Below are 17,820 nucleotides of genomic sequence, written 5' to 3' on the forward strand. Positions count from 1 at the left end.
CCAGCGCAGCGGGAAATGCGGGTCAGGCCGCCAGTGCCATGGCGTGCTGCTTGTTGCCCTGCGCCTTGCTGGTGGAAGTCACCGTGCACTCGATGTCGCCCGAAAGCTGGCCACCTTCCTCGATAACCACCTTGCCGTAGCGGATCTTGCCGGTGACCTTGCCGGTGGCGTAGATCACCAGCTTCTGCCGCACAGTGAGATTGCCGTCGAAGGTGCCGCGGATTTCGGCAATGTCGATCTCCACCGAGCCCTTGAACGCACCCTGTTGTGCGATCTGGATCACGCGCGAGTCCATGGTCGCCTCGACCAGCCCCTCGACCACCAGCGTGTCGCAATCCGTGATCTCCACGCCTTTGAGCTTGATGTTGGGACCCACGGTGAGCTTGCTGCCGCCTTCGGGCACCTTGGAGGCCTCCGGGGCGGAAAGGGGCAGGTCCAGGTCGGGCGTGGTGGTGGTGTTCGGCTGCGTCGCGGTCTGTGCCTGGGCGCTCGACGGCTGGGTGGCGGGTTGGCCGTAACGTTGTGTGGCCATGCCCGTGTTGAGGGACTTGGGTTGTTCGGTTTCGCGCTTGCCAAAATGCAGTGCCATGCCAGCTCCTTCTAAAAGTGAAGCGGTCATGCTAAGCGGGGTGCGTCTTACATTCAGAGCGGTACCGTAAGAGGGGTAACGAGATGAACCGTACATGCGGTTTCATTTTCCCGCAGCATCCCTCTTGCGCCTGGCGGCCAAACCAGACCACTTCCGGGTTGTGGCGCGAAATGCCATCGAATGCCGTGACCTTGGTCTGCGCCCGCTCCAGGCCCCTGGTGAGCACCCCATCCCCATGCCTTGCCGTTGCTGCGCGGTCTCGCCTCGTTGGCCATTCCCTGGCGGCGACAGTGCCGTTTCCATTGCTGTTGAAATAAAGTTGCGTGCGCAACCATTTATCTCTATAGTTGCGAGCGCAACCAGATTGAACACAATGAAAAATGCGCTTCCCTCCACCATTCCCGTGCTCATTGCCGGCGGTGGCCCGGTGGGCCTGACGCTCTCGGCACTGTTGTCCAGCCAGGGCATTGCCAATCTCGTGATCGAGGCCGACGACGGGTATTGCAGTGGCAGCCGCGCCATCTGCATGTCGCGCCGCTCGCAGGAAATTCTGGGCTGGGTGGGGGCCGACCGGCCCTTGGTCGAGAAGGGGCTGAGCTGGGTGGGCGGTCGCAGCCACTGGCGCAACACCGAAGTGCTGCATTTTGAAATGCCCAGCGAACCCACTCAGCGCTTTGCGCCCATGGTGAATATCCAGCAGTTCTACGTGGAAGAGTTCGCCCACCGCGCCGCCCAGGCGCAAGGCGGCAGCGCCCAGGTGAACTGGGCCAGCCGCGTGAGCGCGGTGCGACCGCGCGCCGACGGCGTGGCAATCGACGTGGACACGCCCGAGGGCATGCAGACCGTGAGCGCCCAATGGCTGGTGGCCTGTGACGGAGGGCGCAGCACCGTGCGCGAGCAACTTGGCTTGCAACTCGAAGGCACGCAGTACGAAGGCCGTTACGTGATCGTCGATATCGTTCAGAAGACGCAACGCGAGGTGGAGCGCCTGGCGTGGTTCGATCCGCCGTCCAACCCCGGCTCCACCATCCTCATGCACCGTCAGCCCGACGACGTCTGGCGCATCGACTACCAGATTCGCGACGATGAAGACCCGCTGGAAGCGGTGAAGCCCGAGAACGTGTTGCCGCGAGTGCAGAGTCACCTGGACATGATCGGCGAGACCGAGCCGTGGGAGCCGCTGTGGATTTCGATCTACAACGCCAAATGCCTCACGTTGCCCAGCTACCGGCAGGGCCGCGTGCTCTTTGCCGGCGACGCGGCCCATCTGGTGCCGATCTTCGGTGTGCGCGGACTCAATTCCGGGCTGGACGATGCAGGCAACCTGGCCTGGAAACTCGCGCGCGTGGTCCAGGGCCGATCTCCCGATGCCTTGCTCGACTCCTATTCGGTCGAGCGCGTCCACGCCACGCGGGAAAACATCGCGTACGGCGCCAAGAGCACCGAATTCATGGCGCCGCCCAACTTCGCCTACCGCCTCATGCGCGAGGCCACGCTGCGTCTGGCGGTGAGCGATGCCCGGGTGCGTTCGCTGATCAACCCGCGCCAGTCTTCTCCCATCACGTACGTGGGCTCGCCCCTGAACGCGACACAGCCGCAGACGTGGGTCAACGAGCAGGCGGCGCCGGGCGCACCCGCACCCGAAGCCTTGTTGCAAGGACCCCAGGGGGCCTTTCACCTGAGCAGCCGTTTCGGCCACCATTTCGTGGTGCTGGCTTTCGGCGGCGATCCGCAACGGTCGCTGCCCGATCTGGAGGTGCTCGCCATCACGCCGGCGATGGACGTGCGGAATCAGGCCTGGCAGCGCTTCGGCCTGCGTGAACCCGACCAGCCCGCGCTGGTGCTGGTGCGACCGGATGGCTATGTGATGGGCCGCTGGCACGGTCTGGACCCGGCGCCGCTGCGCGCCACCTTGAACGAAAAGAGGGTGCTCGCATGACCGATTCCGACCTGGACCAGAGCTACAGCGCCGTGTGCGAGGCATTGACGCGGGTGGGTGAGGCGGGCACGCCAATGTTCCTTTCCATGTTGTGCCTCTCGCTCATGAGCCGTTTCGAGCGCGCAGACCAGGTGTTGCCGCTGATCCAGAATGCGCTGGCACAAAGCGACGGGGCAGGACGATGAGCGCGGAACTGCCGCCGTTGCAGGATTTCCTCACCTACCGCCTGCACCAGCTCAACAAGCTCACCGACCGCCACAGCAGTGAGGCCTACGCGACCGAACTGGGACTGGGCGCGGGCGAGGCGCGGTGCCTGGCCGCCATCGGGCAGTTCGCGCCACTTTCGGTGAACGACCTGGCTGCACGCGCCAACCTCGACAAGGCGCAGGCCAGCCGTGCGGCACAGATGCTGGTGGCGCGCGATCTGGTGCAGAAGGCGCCCTGCGACACCGATGCGCGTGGCGTGGTGCTCACGCCCACGCGAAGCGGCAAGCTGCTTTACAAGCGCGTGATGCGGTTGATCTCGCAACGCAACGCCGACATCTTTGGTTGCCTTTCCGCCGATGAGCAGCGACAGCTTGAAACTTTTTTTGACCGCTTGATTGCGCACGCGCGGCGCCAGAGCGTCGAGTCGTGAGGGCCAGGGGTAGCCCTTAAAGCCCCGGAAAAGAGGGTGGCCCGGTAAAATGACCGGTTTTCCACCCACCCGCGCTCCGGGTCTGTGCCAGCCCCATGAACGCCCCTCTCGACGTTTCCTTCTTCGCGCGAGCCGCCAAGCCGATCACCAGCTACCGCCCGTACTGGGCCAAGCGGTTTGGCGTGGCGCCATTCCTGCCGATGAGCCGCGCAGAAATGGAGCAGCTTGGCTGGGACAGTTGCGACATCGTCCTGGTGACGGGAGACGCCTATGTGGACCACCCCAGCTTCGGCATGGCGGTGGTGGGGAGGGTGCTGGAGGCACAGGGTTTTCGAGTGGGCATCATCGCCCAACCCGACTGGACCAGTGCAGAGGCCTTCAAGGCTCTGGGCAAGCCCAACCTGTTCTGGGGCGTGACAGCGGGGAACATGGACTCCATGATCAACCGCTACACCGCGGACCGCAAGATCCGCAGCGACGATGCCTACACGCCGGGCGACGTGGGCGGCAAGCGGCCAGACCGCGCTGCCATCGTCTACAGCCAGCGCTGCCGAGAAGCCTTCAAGGACGTGCCCATCGTGCTTGGCGGCATCGAAGGCAGCCTGCGCCGCATCGCTCACTACGACTACTGGAGCGACAAGGTGCGCCGCAGCGTGGTGGTGGACAGCAAGTGCGATCTCCTGCTCTATGGCAACGCCGAGCGCGCCCTGGTCGAGGTGGCGCACCGCCTTGCCGCGCGCGAGCCCATAGAGCAGATCACCGATGTGCGCGGCACGGCCTTCGTGCGCCGGCCGGGCGACCCGACCGCTGCGGGCTGGATCGAGATCGACTCGAGCGAGGTGGATGTGCCTGGGCGCATCGAGAGCCACATCAATCCCTACCTGACGACCAGCGAGCAGGCACAGGCGCAAGGCAGCTCCTGCTCGAAAGAAGACCCCCCCGATCGCCCTGAGCCTGCCCTTCGACAAGCTCAGGACGATCGGGATTCTGGGGCTTCGACAGGCGCAGCCCGAACGGGGATGGGTGCGGCCATTCAGACACTGAAGTTCGTGCCCAACCCGGCTTTGCAAGGCAAGCGCAAACCGCCCGCCCGCGACCGGTCGGTGATCCGCCTGCCCAGCTACGAACAAGTCAAGAGCGACGCCGTGCTCTACGCCCACGCCAACCGCGTGCTGCACGTCGAAGCCAACCCGGGCAATGCGCGCGCGCTGGTGCAGGCCCACGGCGAAGGCGCGACCGCGCGCGACGTGTGGATCAATCCGCCGCCGATTCCGTTGACCACCGCCGAGATGGACCATGTGTTCGACCTGCCATACGCCCGCAGCCCGCACCCGGTGTACGCCGACGAACATGGCAAGCACGACGGCTCCACCAAGATCCCTGCCTGGGAGATGATCCGCTTCAGCGTGAACATCATGCGCGGGTGCTTCGGCGGCTGCACTTTTTGTTCCATCACCGAGCATGAGGGTCGCATCATCCAGAGCCGCTCGGAAGAATCCATCATCAAGGAAGTGGAAGACATCCGCGACAAGGTAGAGGGCTTCACCGGTGTGGTGTCCGACCTTGGCGGCCCCACGGCCAACATGTACCGGCTGGGCTGCAAGTCGCCCGAGATCGAGGCCGCCTGCCGCAAGCCGAGCTGCGTCTACCCCGGCATCTGCTCCAATCTGCACACCGATCACGGTCCGTTGATCAAGATCTACAAGCGGGCGCGGGAGCTGCGGGGCATCAAGAAGGTGCTGATCGGGTCCGGACTGCGCTACGACCTGGCGATCAAGAGTCCCGAGTACGTGAAAGAACTGGTACAGCACCACGTGGGTGGCTATCTCAAGATCGCACCCGAGCACACCGAAGGAGGTCCGCTCTCCAAGATGATGAAGCCGGGCATTGGCAGCTACGACAAATTCAAGCAACTCTTCGAGAAGTTCAGCGAAGAGGCCGGCAAGAAGCAGTACCTCATTCCCTACTTCATCGCCGCCCACCCGGGCACCAGTGACGAGGACATGATGAACCTGGCGGTGTGGTTGAAGAAGAACGGCTTCCGGGCCGACCAGGTGCAGACCTTCTACCCCAGCCCCATGGCCACGGCCACGGCCATGTACCACACCAGCCTGAACCCGCTCAAAGGCATTCACCGAGATGATCGCGGCGAGCGCGTGGACATCGTGCGTGGGGACAAGCGACGCCGCCTGCACAAGGCTTTCCTGCGCTACCACGACCCGAACAATTGGCCACTGCTGCGCGAGGCGCTCAAGAGCATGGGCCGCTCCGACCTCATCGGCAACGGCAAGCACCACCTCATTCCCACGTTCCAGCCGCTGACCGACGGCAGCTACCAGAGCGCGCGCCGCAAGAACAGCACGCCAGTGGACGGCACGCCGTCGAAGGGGCGGTTGCTCACGCAGCACACGGGTCTGCCGCCTCGCGCCACGGGTGCGGGCCGACCGGGGTCGCCGGTGGGTGCGGGCAAACGCAAGCCTCGCTGAAGCGAGGGTCAGGCTCCGGCCGGACCCATGAACAGTGGCCAGCAGATCCAGGCCAGCAGCGCGGCGAAGTTCAGGGCCACGGTGCCCCAATACATCAGTTGAAAACGCATCTTGGCGGTCTTGTGCCGCAGGATGTGCTGTGCGAACCAGCCACCGGGCCAGCCGCCGGCCAGGCCCAGTCCGTGCAGCCAGTCTTCAGGCACGCGCTGACTCTCGGTGATGGCCGCGTCCTTGTCGCGCCAGTACATGTAGAAGGTGGTCAGGTTGATGATGACCACAGCGGTAAGGACCACCCAGGGGAAGCGTCCGAACCCGATCCCGATCAGCCACAGCAGAAGCCAGAGTCCGATCAGGCCCAGGCCGATCCAGAGGGGCAGTTCTTCGCGGCGCTTCTCGTGCGGTGTGCGCGAGCGGCGGGCGGGCGCCGCCTTGGGCAGTATCTCTGCCTCGGCAGCCAGGGGCAGGGGAGCGGCGTCCAGCGTCGAGGCCACCGCGTTGCGCAGTGGCTCCACCGACAGCGCCCGGGGCCCCTTGCCGCCCACGTGGATCTCCTCGAACGTCACCTCCATGCCTTCGGCGGGCGGGTTGTGTCCGCTGAAGTCACGGGTGTGGAAGAAGACGTCGGCGGCGGTGTCGGGGCTGCGAATGAAGCCAAACGCGCGCTCGCGGTCCCAGCGCATCACGGTTCCCTGTTTTCTCATGGCGGTTTTTCGAAGTCGATCAAGCAATGGGCCAAAAGGTCGGTGGTTTCCATGGGATCCATCGTGGCGCAAATGCACCAAAAGGAGTTTTCGCCATGGCATCCTCCAGCACCGCATTCTCATCGGTCAAGCTGCCTGCAGGGCTGATTCAGCAAGCCCGTGAGGCGGCGCAACCACAACGCCGGTCGGTTGCAGGCCCGATCGGGTATTGGGCCACGCTCGGGCGCATCGCCGAGAAGTCCGGCCTCACGGTTCAGGAAGCCCGCGAAGCCATCTCTTGCGACGACGCCGCGGCCCGTCAGGCGATTGCACCCGAGTTGGTCGACGCGATCGTCCGGGTGGCTGACGCTGGCGCCGGGCGCTGCTCAAGCGTCTTTATCGGATGGCCTGCGTGCTTCCCGCGCGATGCGTTCCGCCTTGGCCTTCTTCACATCCCACAGCTGCCAGAGGCCGAAAGCCAGCACGACCAGGAAGATGCCGAGTTCCATCCAGATGGCCATGGGGGGGCGCCTTGTTTGGGTTGAAGCGCCGCATGTTGCCCGAAGGCGTTCGGCGTTGCAATACAGTCCGGTATGTCCGACGAATCCCAGATTGAAATTCCACCATCCTTCATGGCGCTCTACCTGGCGCCGGGCGGGCAGAAACCGTCACTCCCGCGCGCCGAACTGGCCGCTCGCTATGAGTTGTGTGAAGACCTGGCGCAGATGCTCACCGACACCGCCCGCAACATGGAGTTCAGCCTGGGCATCACGGCAGCCGATGTGCTGGCGCGATGCCTGCAAGGCCTGCGGGTGGAGCCGGCGGTGGTCACGGTGGCCGAGTCCACATGGGTGATCACGCGCCTGGCCGAATTGTTGAACAAGCCCTAGCCGATGTCGAAGGCGTGGAAGCCGAAAGCGCCCCGGCGCCGATCTTCGAAATAGTGCTCCAGCGTTTCCTTGACGGTGCGAAACGCGATCTCGTCCCAGGGAATCTGTTCTTCGGTGAATAGCCGGGCCTCGATCGTTTCGTGGCCGGGATTGAAGCGGTCGCTGAGCAGGCGGGCTCGGTAGTAGATATGGACCTGGCCCACGCGGGCCACGTTCATGAGCGTGAAGATATCGCCCAGCTCGAACTGGGCGCCGGCCTCTTCGTCGGTTTCACGCGATGCGCCTTCGGCGGTGGTCTCGCCCAGCTCCATGAAGCCGGCAGGCAGCGTCCATTTTCCCCAGCGCGGCTCGATGTTGCGCTTGCACAGCAGCACGTACTGACCCGCATCGCCCCACACTGGCACCGTACCCACCACGTTGAGCGGGTTGTCGTAGTGCACGGTGAGGCACGCGGGGCACACGGCGCGTGGCCGGGTGTCGCCGTCGTCGGGCAGCCGCAGTTGCACGGCGGTGCCGCAGTTGCGACAGTGTTTGGCGGGAGTGCGGAGCATTGCGGCAGTTTAGGGGGACAAAAAAATGCCGGGCTTTCGGCCCGGCATTTCACTGACGAAAGCGATCAGGCCTTCTTGCCGTGCTTGGCGATCAAGGCCTTGGCGGTGTCCAGCAGTTCTTTGCCGTTGAAGCCGCGCTTGTCCATGTCCTGCACCCATTCCACTTCCACGAGGCGCGCCTTGCGCTTGAATTCCTGCGCTTCCGCTGCGGGAATCGTGTAGATGCTGTTGCCCTGCTTCACGGCCTGTTCGCGGCCCGGGCCGTCACCGGCCTGCTGCACCTTGCCCAGCCAGCCGGACGTTTCCAGGCCGGAGTTCTTGTCGATCACGGCCTTGAGGTCTGCCGGCAACGAGGCGTATTTGTTGCGGTTCATCGCCATCACGAAGGTGGTGGTGTAGAGCGCGCCGCCCGCAGGGTCGAATTCGCTGTGGAACTTGGTGAGTTCGTGGACCTTCACCGACGGCACCACTTCCCATGGAATCACGCAGCCGTCGATCACACCCTTGGAAAGCGCATCGGGGATCTGCGGCAGCGGCATGCCCACTGGCGTGGCGCCCAGGTAGCCCAGCATCTTGGTGATCTGGCGGGTCGGGCCGCGCACCTTGGAACCGCGCAGGTCCTCGGCCGTCTTGATCTGCTTGCTGCGCATGTGGAACATGCCCGGGCCATGCACCTGCAGGGCGATGGGATGCGTGTCTTTAAATTCGTCCTTGGCAACCGTCTGCACGTATTCCCAGTAAGCCTTCGACGTGGCTTCGGCGTTGTTCATCATGAACGGCAGCTCGAAGGCCTCGATGCGGGGGAAGCGGCCCGGCGTGTTGCCTGGCAGCGTCCAGACGATGTCGACCACGCCGTCGCGCGCCTGGTCGTACAGCTGGGCCGGCGAACCGCCCAGCTGCATGGCCGGATAGCCCTCGAACTTGATGCGACCGCCCGAGTCTTTCTCGACCTTGTCCATCCAGGCCTTGTGCATGTTGAGCCACACATTGGATTGCGGGGCCATGAAGGTGTGGAACTTGAGCGTGACGCTTTGCTGCGCCAGGCCCGCAAAGGCGGGTGCGCCGAGGGCCACGGCGGCGCCGGACTGGAGCAGGGTTCTGCGTTGGATCATGGGAAGGTTCTCCTGGGTGCTGTGAAAAAATGGAGCAAGGATACGCCGGAGCGCAGGGATTCTTGAGAGGTCTAACCCTCAGTCTGGGGGGTGGACGACCTCAGGCGACCTTCACCGAAATCGGTGTGAGGCCATCGACGCCGCCGGTCATGGTGTCGCCACGCACCACGGCGGCCACGCCTTCGGGCGTGCCTGTGTAGATAAGGTCGCCGGGCTTGAGTTCCCACGCTTGCGACAGGTGCTCGATGGTCTCTGCCACGTTCCAGATCAGTTTGGCCACGTTGCTGCGCTGGCGGTCCGTGCCGTTCACCTGCACCCAGATGGCGGCGTGATTCACGTCGCCCGCTTGCGCTGCCAGGGTGATGGGACCGATGGGCGCCGACTGGTCATAAGCCTTGCCGATGCACCAGGGACGGCCCTGCTTCTTCATGTCGGTCTGCAGGTCGCGGCGCGTCATGTCCAGCCCCACGGCGTATCCGTAGATGTGGCTGGCGGCATCGGCGGCCTTGATGTTCCTGCCACCCACGCCAATGGCGACCACCAGCTCGATCTCGTGGTGCAGGTTGGCGGTGAGCGTGGGATACGGGATGGTGGCGGTCTGGCCAGGCTCCGCCACCACGATCGCGTCGGCGGGCTTGAGAAAAAAGAAGGGCGGCTCGCGGCCGGTGAAGCCCATCTCCTTGGCATGTTCTTCGTAGTTGCGGCCCACGCAGTAGATGCGGTGCACGGCGAAGCGCTCGGCGCGGCCCTGCACGGGCACGCTGACGACGGCGGGAGGGGCGAAGGCGTAGGTGGGTTCGGTCATGGTGGGCGGGCAAGGAAGCGAGGGAAGTCAGTGTACTCAGTGTTGCGTGGCGGGCAGCCGCACCACCAGGCCATCGAGCTCCGGCAACAGCCGGATCTGGCACGACAGGCGGCTTTCTGGCCGCACCGGGCTGGAGGCGAAGTCCAGCATGTCGACCTCGTCGGGCACGGGTGGCGGCAGCCGGTGCGCCCACTCGGGCGCCACCATCACGTGGCAGGTGGCGCAGGTCAGCGAGCCGCCGCAGTCGGCTTCAATGCCGGCCACGTTGGCGTCCACGGCAGCCTTCATGAGACTCTGGCCGGGTTCGGCCTGGATGTCCTGCACACGCTCGTCGGCGTGGATGAATCGAATCGTGATCATGGGGCAGATTCAGGTTCGGCTGAAATACTCTCGGCGTTCGAAATCGGTCTTGTCTTCGGCCAGTGCGTGGCGGTCGATCTCGCTCTGCTTGATGCGACTGTAGTACCGCACGAAGCCCTCGCCCAGGCCTGCGCACAGCGCGGCGCTGGCCTGCAGCGCGGTGAGGCCTTCTGACAGCGAGGTGGGAATTTTCTCGCCGCCTTCTGCATAGGGCGTTTCGCTGGCTGGCGGAGCGCACAGGCCGCGTGCGAGGCCGTCGAGCCCGGCGTGGATCTGTGCGGCCATGTAGAGGTAGGGGTTGGCGCTGGGTTCACCCACACGGTTCTCGATGCGGGTGGCTCCGTCACCCGCCGCGCCCACCACGCGCAGCATGGCACCCCGGTTGTCCTGGCCCCACAGCACCGCTTGCGGTGCGAGTGCATTGGGCCGAAAGCGGGCGAAGCCGTTGATGGTGGGCGTACAGAGCACCGTCATGCCGCGCGCGTGGGCCAGCAGGCCCGCGAGCCAGTGCGCGCCTGTCTTGGAGAGCGTGTGGGTGGCGTCGGCTGGGGTGGAGCCTGTTGCAGGTGTTTCGCGCACAAAGGCGTTGCGCCCTGTCTCCAGATCCACCAGCGACTGGTGCAGGTGCCAGCCGCTGGACATGATGTTCGGAAAGGGCGGACGGCACATGAAAGTGGCGTGGTAGCCCGCGCGTCGCAGCGCCTGGCGCACGCCATTGCGGAACAGCACCATCTGGTCAGCGGCGGTGAGCGCGTCGGTGGCGTCGAACACCGCTTCCACCTGGCTCGGGCCGAGTTCGATCTCCAGTGATTGCAATGGCAGGCCCAGTGCCTGTGCGGTGCGTTGCACGATGCGCAGCGGTGCGTCGGCCAGATCGGCCATGGCCTCGGCCTGCAGGTTGTAGCCGGGGTGGATCATCTCCACCGTCGGCGGCAGACCGGGCCAGGCGGCGAGTTCGGGGTCAAGCTGGGGCCCGGCGTCGGTGATGCGGTAGATGTGAAACTCCACCTCAAGCCCGGTCTTCAGGCCGAAGCCCACCTGCCGCAGGCGGCCCAGCGCGTTCTGCAGCACGCGCCGCGTGTCCAGCGGCACCGGTGTGCCGTCGGCGTACCAGGGCTGGCAGCGCAGCCAGCCCGTGCGGTCCAGCCAGGGCAGGGCGGTGAAGCTCTCCGGGTCGGGCAGCAGCATGAGGTTGGCCGCCCCCGCGAAGCCGGGCAGATCGTCGCCCGCCCCGGGATCGAACACTTTCCAGGCGGTGCGGTCGGCCGTGTCCTTGAGCATGAGCGTGCCCACCATGCCCACGCCGTCGCGCAGCGCGCGCAGGGCCGCAGATGCCGTGAGCGTCTTGCCGCGCAACATGCCATGTGCATCGCACCAGCCAAATCTCACCAGCTCGATACCGCTGTTCGCCATAAGCCTTGCCAGGCGCTGGCAGCTTTCTTCGCGCGCGGCGGTGTGAATGCCGCTGCGTTCGGCGAAATGCGTCATCCAGCGTTCTCCGTGTGCCCTGTCCCTGTGTTTTTCGTTCGCCCTGAGCTTGTGCTTTCTGTTTGCCCTGGGCTTGTGCTCTCCGTTCGCCCTGAGCTTGTCGAAGGGCTCGCTAGCACCTGGGGATGGGCTTCGACAGGCTCAGCCCGAACGGAAGGTGGCTCAGCCCGAACGGAAGAAGTCTCAGCCCGAACGGAAGGTGGCTCAGCCCGAACCGAAGGTGGCTCATCGCGAACGGAAGGTGGCTCAGTCGGAACGGAAGAAGCCTCAGCCTGCAAAGAAGGTGGCTCTGCCCGAACAGAAGATGACTCTGCCCGAACAGAAGAAGTCTCAGCCTGAACGGGTGCGGTGTGCCAGGGTGCGTTCTCGCGTCTGGCGCGAATGCTGTCCAGCCACCATGCCTGCCAACTCCTGGCGGGGGCGATGCCGTCGACCGTGTCGGGGCCATGAATCGCTTCATGCAGGGAGGCATCGGCGATACCGGGGGGCGTGCCGCCTTGTTCCACGGTGTCGATGGCCTGCTGCAGCAGGCGCCGGTTGGCCATGATGACGCGGTCGGTGGTGCCCAGATGTTCTCGGGTGCGGTCCTGGATGGCTCCCATGCTTTCGCAGGCCCACTGGTCGTGCACGTTGATGTCGTCTTCGCCCATGCCGAGGTAGGTGCGTGTCTGCTGTTCCTCGGCGTTGAAGCCCCAGTGGTTGTGGCGCCCCGATTTCGGGAGGTAGTCGGGCAGCGTGACCGCTTGCAGGCGCTGGTTTCGCATGGCGTCCTTGTCGACCGGGCCGTCGAAGCTGGTGAAGAATGCGTACCAATAGTTGTGCGTGTCGTCCACCGGTACATGCATCTGCGTGATGGTCATGGTTTCCGACAGCGGAATCACGAAGGTCTGCGGGAAGACGGCGTTGGTGATGCGCACATGGGTGAGCTCGTCCGTCATGGGGCGCAGCGCGGTGAGCTGCAGGCCATAGGGCCGGGGTTCAAAGGAAATCTGCGGCTGGCCGAATTCGCGCATCACACGCGTCATGGGCCAGCGCTGGCCGCCCACGTCGCCCGCACTGGCGCCCCGGAACTGTTTGCCGTAGCTGTCTTCCAGCGAGGCGTCATTGAAAAAGCGGTGCAGGTAGGAGGCATGCGCCGGGTCAATACCCACCTCGAACGATTGCAGCCAGTTGCAATGCCACAGGCCTTTGAACGCAAAGGTGTGGGAGCCGGGTGCGGAAAAGCAGTCCAGGGCGGGCAGCGGAGGTGGCGTCTGGCCCTCTGGGCCAAGCCAGGCAAAGAGAACGCCACTGGCCACTTGCAGCGGGTAGCTGCGCTGGCGGATGCGGGTGCAAAGGGTGCTGCCCGCAGGTTCTGCGGGCGTTTCGATGCACTGGCCCTTGGTGTCGAACTTCCAGCCGTGAAAAGGACATCGCAAGCCATCGCCCTCGTTGCGGCCAAAGGTCAGGTCGGCGCCGCGGTGCGGGCAGTCTCGATCGAGCAGCCCGTACTGGTCTTTCGCATCCCGGAACAGCACGAAGTCCTGCCCCAGGAGGCGCACTGCTTTCACCGGGCGCACCGCCATGCGGGGGTCCAGCACGGGATCGAATTCGTCGAGCAAAGCGACGGGTTGCCAGTAGCGGCGTAGCATTTCACCGCCGGGGGTGCCAGGGCCGACCTGGGTGAGGCGTTGGTTGAGTTCGGCTTTCATGTTCAGGGCTCCAGTGCGGTGCGATTGCAAAACGGTATCCCGTTTCTAAAATTCAGTGTACAGTTTGCGCCATGAGCTTGCAAGAAACCGTGCTGATGCAATTGCGCGACCTGATCCTGAGCGGCGGCTTCGAGCCAGGCCAGCGTCTGGCGGAACAACAGCTCGCCGAACGCCTGGGCGCGTCCCGCACGCCGGTGCGCGCTGCGCTGGTCACGCTGGAGCAGGAAGGGTTGGTCGAGGCCAATGAGACGGGCAAGTACCTGGTGCGGCAGTTCACCGCGCAAGAGGTGACCGACGCGATCGCGGTGCGCGGCCACCTTGAAGGCATGGCCGCGCGCCTGGTGGCCGAACACGGCCTCTCGCGCCAGTTGCAGGGCCAGTTGCAGGCCAGCCTGGAGGAGGGCGACCGCCTGCTGGCGGACAACCCGCTCACCATCGAGAGCTACGCCGCCTATGCCGTGATGAACGACCGCTTCCACGCGCTGTTGCTCGAAGCCTGCGGCAATCGGGCCTTGCAACGCGCCGTGGCGCTCAACGACAAGCTGCCGTTCGCTCCGGCTTCAGCCATGCTGCCTATGCAAGGCACGGTGTCGATGGACCGCGACTGGATGCTCTACGCCCATCGCCAGCACCACATGCTCTTCGATGCGCTCAAGCGCGGCGAAGGTGCCCGTGCACAGGCGTTGGCGGTGGAGCACACCGAAGTGGCGCAGATGAACATGCGGCTGGCCCTGGAACGCCGCACCGAGTCAGAGCACGTGCTGCCGGGTATCCGCCTCGTCGTGGGGTGATCGGCCGGCCGGTGTATCGTGCCGGGCATGAACAACGGAACCGGGCAGGGCATCCTGCTGTGCTTTGACGATGAAGTGGGCATTGCCCGCGCCACCGCCGAGGCGGCCGGCCTCGAGCTGGGCCTGATCGAACGCCACCGATTTCCCGACGGCGAATGGCGCCTGCGCCTGCCCGAAAGCCTGCCTGCTCGGGTGGTGCTCTGGCGCAGCCTGCACCAGCCAAACGAAAAACTGGTCGAGCTGCTCATTGCCGCCCGCGCCGCCCGCGAACTGGGCGCATCGCACCTCACGCTGGTGGCGCCCTACCTGGCCTACATGCGGCAGGACATGGCCTTTTTCCCTGGCGAAGCGGTGAGCCAGCGCATCGTGGGCGGCTTTCTGGCGGGCCTGTTCGATGCCGTGATCACCATGGACCCGCACCTGCACCGCATCGACAAGCTGGACGAAGCGATTCCGCTGGAGCACGCCGTTGCCCTGAGTGGCGCGCCCTTGCTGGCGGACCACATCGCCTCGCAGCGCGCCGATGTGCTGCTGATCGGGCCCGACGCGGAAGCTCTGCAATGGGTGGCGCTGGCCGCCCGGCGCCAGGGCTGGGACCATGCCGTTTGCAGCAAGACGCGGCACGGAGACCACGAGGTCGATATCGCGTTGCCGGCTCTGCCGGTGGAGGGACGAGCGGTGGTGCTGATCGACGACGTGGCGAGTTCGGGCCAGACCCTGGCACGCGCGGCCGAACTGCTGCTGGCGGCGGGTGCGGCTTCGGTGGACGTGGCGGTGACGCACGCGCTGTTTGCGCCGGGTTCGGTTCAGCGCGTGCGCGCGGCGGGCGTGCGCGAGATCTGGAGCACCGACTGCATTTCGCATGCGAGCAATGCCGTGAGCATCGTCCCCATCGTGGCGGGGGCATTGCGAGCGCTGGGCGCAAGCAGGACCTGAGCTGCGCACAATGCAGAGCAACGGCGGCCTTCGGGCCGCCTCGGCTTTTGCCTCACTTCAACACGCCCATGACCACCCTTTTCGAACCCACCACCGCTGGCAGCATCCAGCTCGCCAACCGCATCGTCATGGCCCCGCTCACGCGCAACCGCGCGCCCGGCGCCGTGCCCACGCCCCTGATGGCGACCTACTACCGCCAGCGCGCCAGCGCCGGGCTGCTCATCACCGAAGCCACTGCCATCAGCCACCAGGGGCAGGGTTATGCCGATGTGCCCGGCCTGTATGCGCCCGACCAGATCGAGGGCTGGAAACCCGTGACGCGCGCCGTGCATGAAGCGGGCGGCAAAATCGTTGTGCAGCTCTGGCATGTGGGCCGCGTCTCTCACACTGAGCTGCAACCTGGCGGCGGCGCACCCGTGGCTCCCTCGGCCATTCGGGCCAAGACCAAGACCGTGCTCATCAAGGAGGGCGTGCCCACCTTTGTTGAGACCTCCGAGCCCCGCGCGCTGGCGCTCGACGAAATTCCCGGCATTGTTGACGACTACCGGCGCGCGGCCCTGGCGGCCATCGAGGCCGGTTTCGACGGGGTGGAGATTCACGCCGCCAACGGCTACCTGATTGACCAGTTCCTCAAGACCGGAAGCAACCAGCGCACCGATGCCTACGGAGGTTCCATCGAGAACCGGGCACGGCTGCTGATCGAGGTCACTCAAGCGGTGGCTGGCGCCATTGGGGGCGAGCGCACCGGCATTCGCCTTTCGCCAGTGACCCCGGCCAACGATGTGCTCGATGATGACCCGCAGCCGCTGTTTGACCATGTGATGCGCCAGCTCGTGCCGCTGGGCCTGGCCTATGTTCATTTCATCGAAGGCGCCACAGGCGGGCCGCGCGAGATACCCGACCGCCCCTTTGATTTTGGTGCCCTGCGCCTGGCCTACCGCGCCGCCGGCGGGCGCGCCGCCTGGATGGTGAACAACGGCTACGACCTCTCGCTGGCCGAGAGATCGCTGCGCGAGGGCGCCGACCTCGTGGCGTTCGGCAAGCTTTTCATCGCCAATCCGGACCTGGTCCAGCGACTGAAAAAGGGCGGCCCGTTCAACGATCCGGACCGCACCACCTTCTATGGTGGCGGCGAGCAGGGATACACCGACTATCCGGCTTTGGCCACTTCGTGAAATCGCACGCACCGGTTTATCCTTGCTGGCCATGAAGCTCTACAACTACTTCCGCTCCTCGGCCTCTTTTCGCGTGCGCATCGCGCTCGCGCTCAAAGGCATCCCATTCGACTACGTGCCGGTGCACATCGCGCGTGGCGACCACAAGCTGCCCGCTTTCGGTGACATTTCCGTGGAAGGGTTGGTGCCGGTGCTCGAGCTCGACGACGGCACGCGGCTGACGCAGTCGATGGCCATCATCGAGTACCTCGACGAGGTGCATCCCACGCCCTCACTGGTCCCCGCGAACCTCATCGACCGGGCGCGCGTGCGGGCCCTGGCGCAGATCGTGGCGTGCGAGATCCACCCCGTCAACAACCTGCGCATCCTCAAGTACCTCACCCGCGAACTGAAGGTGGAGGAGGAGCCCAAGAACGTCTGGTACCGCCACTGGGTCCGGACAGGCCTGGAAGCCTATGAGCGTCAACTCGCGCAGTTGCCCGCCTCGACCTACAGCTTTGGCGACACGCCCACGCTGGCCGACTGTTGCCTGGTGCCGCAGATCTTCAATGGCCAGCGCTTCAACACCGACTACAGCGGCCTGCCGCGCACCATGGCAGCCTTCGAGGCCTGCATGAAGCTCGACGCGTTCCAGAAGTCCCAGCCCTCGGCGTGTCCCGACGCCGAAGCCTGATGCTGCTGGCCGCCGACGCCATCGTGCCCGACTGGCCAGTGCCGCCGGGCGTGAGGGCAGTCTGCACCACGCGGCTGGGAGGTGTGTCGGTGGCCCCCTTCGACAGCTTCAACCTGGGTGACCACGTTCACGACGAGCCCTTGGCCGTGGCGGCCAACCGCGACCGCCTGGCCGCGTTCACCGCGCCCGCACGTCCGGTGTTTCTGAAACAGGTGCATGGCACGCAGGTGGCGCACCTGAGCGCAGCCACGCCCGATGGCATCCAGGCCGATGGCTGCGTGGTGAGTGGGCGCGGCCTGGCCGCCACGATCATGGTGGCGGACTGTCTGCCGGTGTTGTTCGCGCACGCCTCGGGCACCGCCGTGGCGGCCGCTCACGCCGGCTGGCGGGGTCTGGCCGCCGGTGTGATCCAGGCCACAGCGCAGGCCTTGCGCGCGGAAGCAGGCGAGGGTGAGGTGATGGCCTGGCTGGGGCCGTGCATCGGGCCCAAGTCGTTCGAGGTTGGCGCCGAGGTGTGCGAAGCCTTCGTGAGTGCGGATCCCGATGCCGTGGCGCATTTCTGGCCCAACGGCAAGGGCAAGTTCCTCGCCGATCTGCCCGCGCTCGCACGTCGCGCGCTTCGAGCGGCTGGCATTAGCGATGTGCATGGCAACGACGGTGGCCAGGCCTGGTGCACGGTGACCGACGCCTCACGGTTCTTTTCGCACCGGCGCGACACCGCCGTCCTGGGCGGCACCGGGCGCATGGCCGCCTGCATCTGGCTCGGTTGAGGCAGTGGCTTGCGCCTCGCGCAGCTCGGCCGCTTCACGCGCTTTCAAGGCCTTGCGCCGCTGAGGCGTGCGCATCAGGTAAACCACCAGTGCCACCGGCAGCAAACCGTAAAGAAAAAAGGTCACAATGGCCCCAAGCACCGTACCCGTGGTGTTGCTGGCCTCGGCCACCGACATCATGAGCACCACATACATCCACCCGATCACCACCAGATACACGTCATTCCTTGAAGCCCGGGAGTCGCGC

At 65.5% G+C, this 17,820-nt stretch carries 19 protein-coding genes and 1 pseudogene; 11 read left to right on the forward strand and 9 right to left on the reverse strand.

What is annotated here, in order from left to right:
• Positions 1–22 precede the first annotated feature (22 nt).
• On the reverse strand, positions 23–589 hold the full coding sequence (locus AB7F11_RS08785; RefSeq protein ID WP_428289758.1) for a bactofilin family protein: 567 nt from the start codon (positions 587–589) through the stop codon (positions 23–25).
• Positions 590–962: 373 nt separating this feature from the next.
• On the opposite strand from AB7F11_RS08785, the gene AB7F11_RS08790 reads away from it, so the two are divergent.
• From AB7F11_RS08790 to AB7F11_RS08805, 4 genes are all read left to right on the forward strand, one after another.
• Positions 963–2,528, forward strand: a complete 1,566-nt coding sequence (locus tag AB7F11_RS08790; RefSeq protein ID WP_428289757.1) for an FAD-dependent monooxygenase — start codon at positions 963–965, stop codon at positions 2,526–2,528.
• Complete coding sequence (locus AB7F11_RS08795; RefSeq protein WP_428289756.1) at positions 2,525–2,713, forward strand: hypothetical protein; 189 nt, start codon at positions 2,525–2,527, stop codon at positions 2,711–2,713. Before AB7F11_RS08790 ends, AB7F11_RS08795 begins: the two co-directional genes overlap by 4 nt.
• The gene (locus AB7F11_RS08800; RefSeq protein WP_428289755.1) at positions 2,710–3,165 is read left to right on the forward strand and encodes a MarR family winged helix-turn-helix transcriptional regulator; all 456 of its coding nucleotides are present in this window, start codon (positions 2,710–2,712) and stop codon (positions 3,163–3,165) included. Before AB7F11_RS08795 ends, AB7F11_RS08800 begins: the two co-directional genes overlap by 4 nt.
• A 95-nt stretch (positions 3,166–3,260) precedes the next feature.
• Positions 3,261–5,651, forward strand: coding sequence for a YgiQ family radical SAM protein (locus AB7F11_RS08805; protein WP_428289754.1), 2,391 nt, complete (start codon positions 3,261–3,263; stop codon positions 5,649–5,651).
• Between the two features lie 8 nt (positions 5,652–5,659).
• On the opposite strand, the gene AB7F11_RS08810 is transcribed toward AB7F11_RS08805, so the two are convergent.
• Complete coding sequence (locus AB7F11_RS08810) at positions 5,660–6,352, reverse strand: DUF1294 domain-containing protein (RefSeq protein WP_428289753.1); 693 nt, start codon at positions 6,350–6,352, stop codon at positions 5,660–5,662.
• Positions 6,353–6,447: 95 nt separating this feature from the next.
• Between AB7F11_RS08810 and AB7F11_RS08815 the strand changes: the two genes are divergently transcribed.
• Both AB7F11_RS08815 and AB7F11_RS08820 read left to right on the forward strand, forming a co-directional pair.
• Positions 6,448–6,876 (forward strand): TA system antitoxin ParD family protein, encoded by a 429-nt coding sequence (locus AB7F11_RS08815; protein ID WP_428289752.1) that lies wholly within the window; start codon positions 6,448–6,450, stop codon positions 6,874–6,876.
• Positions 6,877–6,924: 48 nt separating this feature from the next.
• Entirely contained in the window at positions 6,925–7,221 is a 297-nt protein-coding gene (locus AB7F11_RS08820) for an ATPase with chaperone activity (protein ID WP_428289751.1), read from the forward strand.
• Here the strand turns inward: AB7F11_RS08820 and AB7F11_RS08825 are convergent.
• From AB7F11_RS08825 to AB7F11_RS08850, 6 genes and pseudogenes are all read right to left on the reverse strand, one after another.
• The gene (locus AB7F11_RS08825; RefSeq protein WP_428289750.1) at positions 7,218–7,772 is read right to left on the reverse strand and encodes an NUDIX hydrolase; all 555 of its coding nucleotides are present in this window, start codon (positions 7,770–7,772) and stop codon (positions 7,218–7,220) included. The genes AB7F11_RS08820 and AB7F11_RS08825 overlap by 4 nt on opposite strands.
• A 65-nt stretch (positions 7,773–7,837) precedes the next feature.
• Complete coding sequence (locus AB7F11_RS08830) at positions 7,838–8,884, reverse strand: TRAP transporter substrate-binding protein (RefSeq protein WP_428289749.1); 1,047 nt, start codon at positions 8,882–8,884, stop codon at positions 7,838–7,840.
• Between the two features lie 100 nt (positions 8,885–8,984).
• Positions 8,985–9,689, reverse strand: a complete 705-nt coding sequence (locus AB7F11_RS08835) for a fumarylacetoacetate hydrolase family protein (RefSeq protein WP_428289748.1) — start codon at positions 9,687–9,689, stop codon at positions 8,985–8,987.
• A gap of 36 nt (positions 9,690–9,725) precedes the next feature.
• Complete coding sequence (locus tag AB7F11_RS08840) at positions 9,726–10,049, reverse strand: 2Fe-2S iron-sulfur cluster-binding protein (protein ID WP_428289747.1); 324 nt, start codon at positions 10,047–10,049, stop codon at positions 9,726–9,728.
• 9 nt (positions 10,050–10,058) lie between these two features.
• On the reverse strand, positions 10,059–11,537 hold the full coding sequence (locus tag AB7F11_RS08845) for a glutamine synthetase family protein (RefSeq protein ID WP_428289746.1): 1,479 nt from the start codon (positions 11,535–11,537) through the stop codon (positions 10,059–10,061).
• Between the two features lie 353 nt (positions 11,538–11,890).
• Positions 11,891–13,228, reverse strand: a pseudogene (locus tag AB7F11_RS08850) (Rieske 2Fe-2S domain-containing protein); the annotation flags it as partial.
• A gap of 71 nt (positions 13,229–13,299) precedes the next feature.
• Between AB7F11_RS08850 and AB7F11_RS08855 the strand changes: the two are divergent.
• From AB7F11_RS08855 to pgeF, 5 genes are all read left to right on the forward strand, one after another.
• Positions 13,300–14,019: a GntR family transcriptional regulator gene (locus AB7F11_RS08855; protein WP_428289745.1), complete on the forward strand. Its 720-nt coding sequence runs from the start codon at positions 13,300–13,302 to the stop codon at positions 14,017–14,019.
• A gap of 27 nt (positions 14,020–14,046) precedes the next feature.
• Positions 14,047–14,955, forward strand: coding sequence for a ribose-phosphate diphosphokinase (locus AB7F11_RS08860; protein WP_428289744.1), 909 nt, complete (start codon positions 14,047–14,049; stop codon positions 14,953–14,955).
• A gap of 68 nt (positions 14,956–15,023) precedes the next feature.
• Positions 15,024–16,130, forward strand: a complete 1,107-nt coding sequence (locus tag AB7F11_RS08865) for an alkene reductase (protein ID WP_428289743.1) — start codon at positions 15,024–15,026, stop codon at positions 16,128–16,130.
• 31 nt (positions 16,131–16,161) lie between these two features.
• Positions 16,162–16,803, forward strand: coding sequence for a maleylacetoacetate isomerase (gene maiA, locus AB7F11_RS08870; RefSeq protein WP_428289742.1), 642 nt, complete (start codon positions 16,162–16,164; stop codon positions 16,801–16,803).
• On the forward strand, positions 16,803–17,573 hold the full coding sequence (gene pgeF / locus AB7F11_RS08875; RefSeq protein ID WP_428289802.1) for a peptidoglycan editing factor PgeF: 771 nt from the start codon (positions 16,803–16,805) through the stop codon (positions 17,571–17,573). Before maiA ends, pgeF begins: the two co-directional genes overlap by 1 nt.
• Here pgeF and AB7F11_RS08880 read toward each other — a convergent pair.
• Positions 17,493–17,792: a hypothetical protein gene (locus AB7F11_RS08880; RefSeq protein WP_428289741.1), complete on the reverse strand. Its 300-nt coding sequence runs from the start codon at positions 17,790–17,792 to the stop codon at positions 17,493–17,495. The genes pgeF and AB7F11_RS08880 overlap by 81 nt on opposite strands.
• Positions 17,793–17,820 lie beyond the last annotated feature (28 nt).

Origin of the sequence: Hydrogenophaga sp., from assembly GCF_050250835.1 — a bacterium.
Classification (GTDB): domain Bacteria; phylum Pseudomonadota; class Gammaproteobacteria; order Burkholderiales; family Burkholderiaceae_C; genus Hydrogenophaga.

Bases quoted from the DNA above. Each gene is read 5' to 3' on its own strand.
- AB7F11_RS08830 (WP_428289749.1), bottom strand. From the start codon at position 8,884: ATGATCCAACGCAGAACCCTGCTCCAGTCCGGCGCCGCCGTGGCCCTC.
- AB7F11_RS08845 (WP_428289746.1), bottom strand. From the start codon at position 11,537: ATGACGCATTTCGCCGAACGCAGCGGCATTCACACCGCCGCGCGCGAA.
- AB7F11_RS08860 (WP_428289744.1), top strand. From the start codon at position 14,047: ATGAACAACGGAACCGGGCAGGGCATCCTGCTGTGCTTTGACGATGAA.
- AB7F11_RS08795 (WP_428289756.1), top strand. From the start codon at position 2,525: ATGACCGATTCCGACCTGGACCAGAGCTACAGCGCCGTGTGCGAGGCA.
- AB7F11_RS08840 (WP_428289747.1), bottom strand. From the start codon at position 10,049: ATGATCACGATTCGATTCATCCACGCCGACGAGCGTGTGCAGGACATC.
- AB7F11_RS08810 (WP_428289753.1), bottom strand. From the start codon at position 6,352: ATGAGAAAACAGGGAACCGTGATGCGCTGGGACCGCGAGCGCGCGTTT.
- AB7F11_RS08785 (WP_428289758.1), bottom strand. From the start codon at position 589: ATGGCACTGCATTTTGGCAAGCGCGAAACCGAACAACCCAAGTCCCTC.
- AB7F11_RS08825 (WP_428289750.1), bottom strand. From the start codon at position 7,772: ATGCTCCGCACTCCCGCCAAACACTGTCGCAACTGCGGCACCGCCGTG.
- AB7F11_RS08865 (WP_428289743.1), top strand. From the start codon at position 15,024: ATGACCACCCTTTTCGAACCCACCACCGCTGGCAGCATCCAGCTCGCC.
- pgeF (WP_428289802.1), top strand. From the start codon at position 16,803: ATGCTGCTGGCCGCCGACGCCATCGTGCCCGACTGGCCAGTGCCGCCG.
- AB7F11_RS08815 (WP_428289752.1), top strand. From the start codon at position 6,448: ATGGCATCCTCCAGCACCGCATTCTCATCGGTCAAGCTGCCTGCAGGG.
- AB7F11_RS08855 (WP_428289745.1), top strand. From the start codon at position 13,300: ATGAGCTTGCAAGAAACCGTGCTGATGCAATTGCGCGACCTGATCCTG.
- AB7F11_RS08820 (WP_428289751.1), top strand. From the start codon at position 6,925: ATGTCCGACGAATCCCAGATTGAAATTCCACCATCCTTCATGGCGCTC.
- AB7F11_RS08805 (WP_428289754.1), top strand. From the start codon at position 3,261: ATGAACGCCCCTCTCGACGTTTCCTTCTTCGCGCGAGCCGCCAAGCCG.
- AB7F11_RS08790 (WP_428289757.1), top strand. From the start codon at position 963: ATGAAAAATGCGCTTCCCTCCACCATTCCCGTGCTCATTGCCGGCGGT.
- AB7F11_RS08800 (WP_428289755.1), top strand. From the start codon at position 2,710: ATGAGCGCGGAACTGCCGCCGTTGCAGGATTTCCTCACCTACCGCCTG.
- AB7F11_RS08835 (WP_428289748.1), bottom strand. From the start codon at position 9,689: ATGACCGAACCCACCTACGCCTTCGCCCCTCCCGCCGTCGTCAGCGTG.
- maiA (WP_428289742.1), top strand. From the start codon at position 16,162: ATGAAGCTCTACAACTACTTCCGCTCCTCGGCCTCTTTTCGCGTGCGC.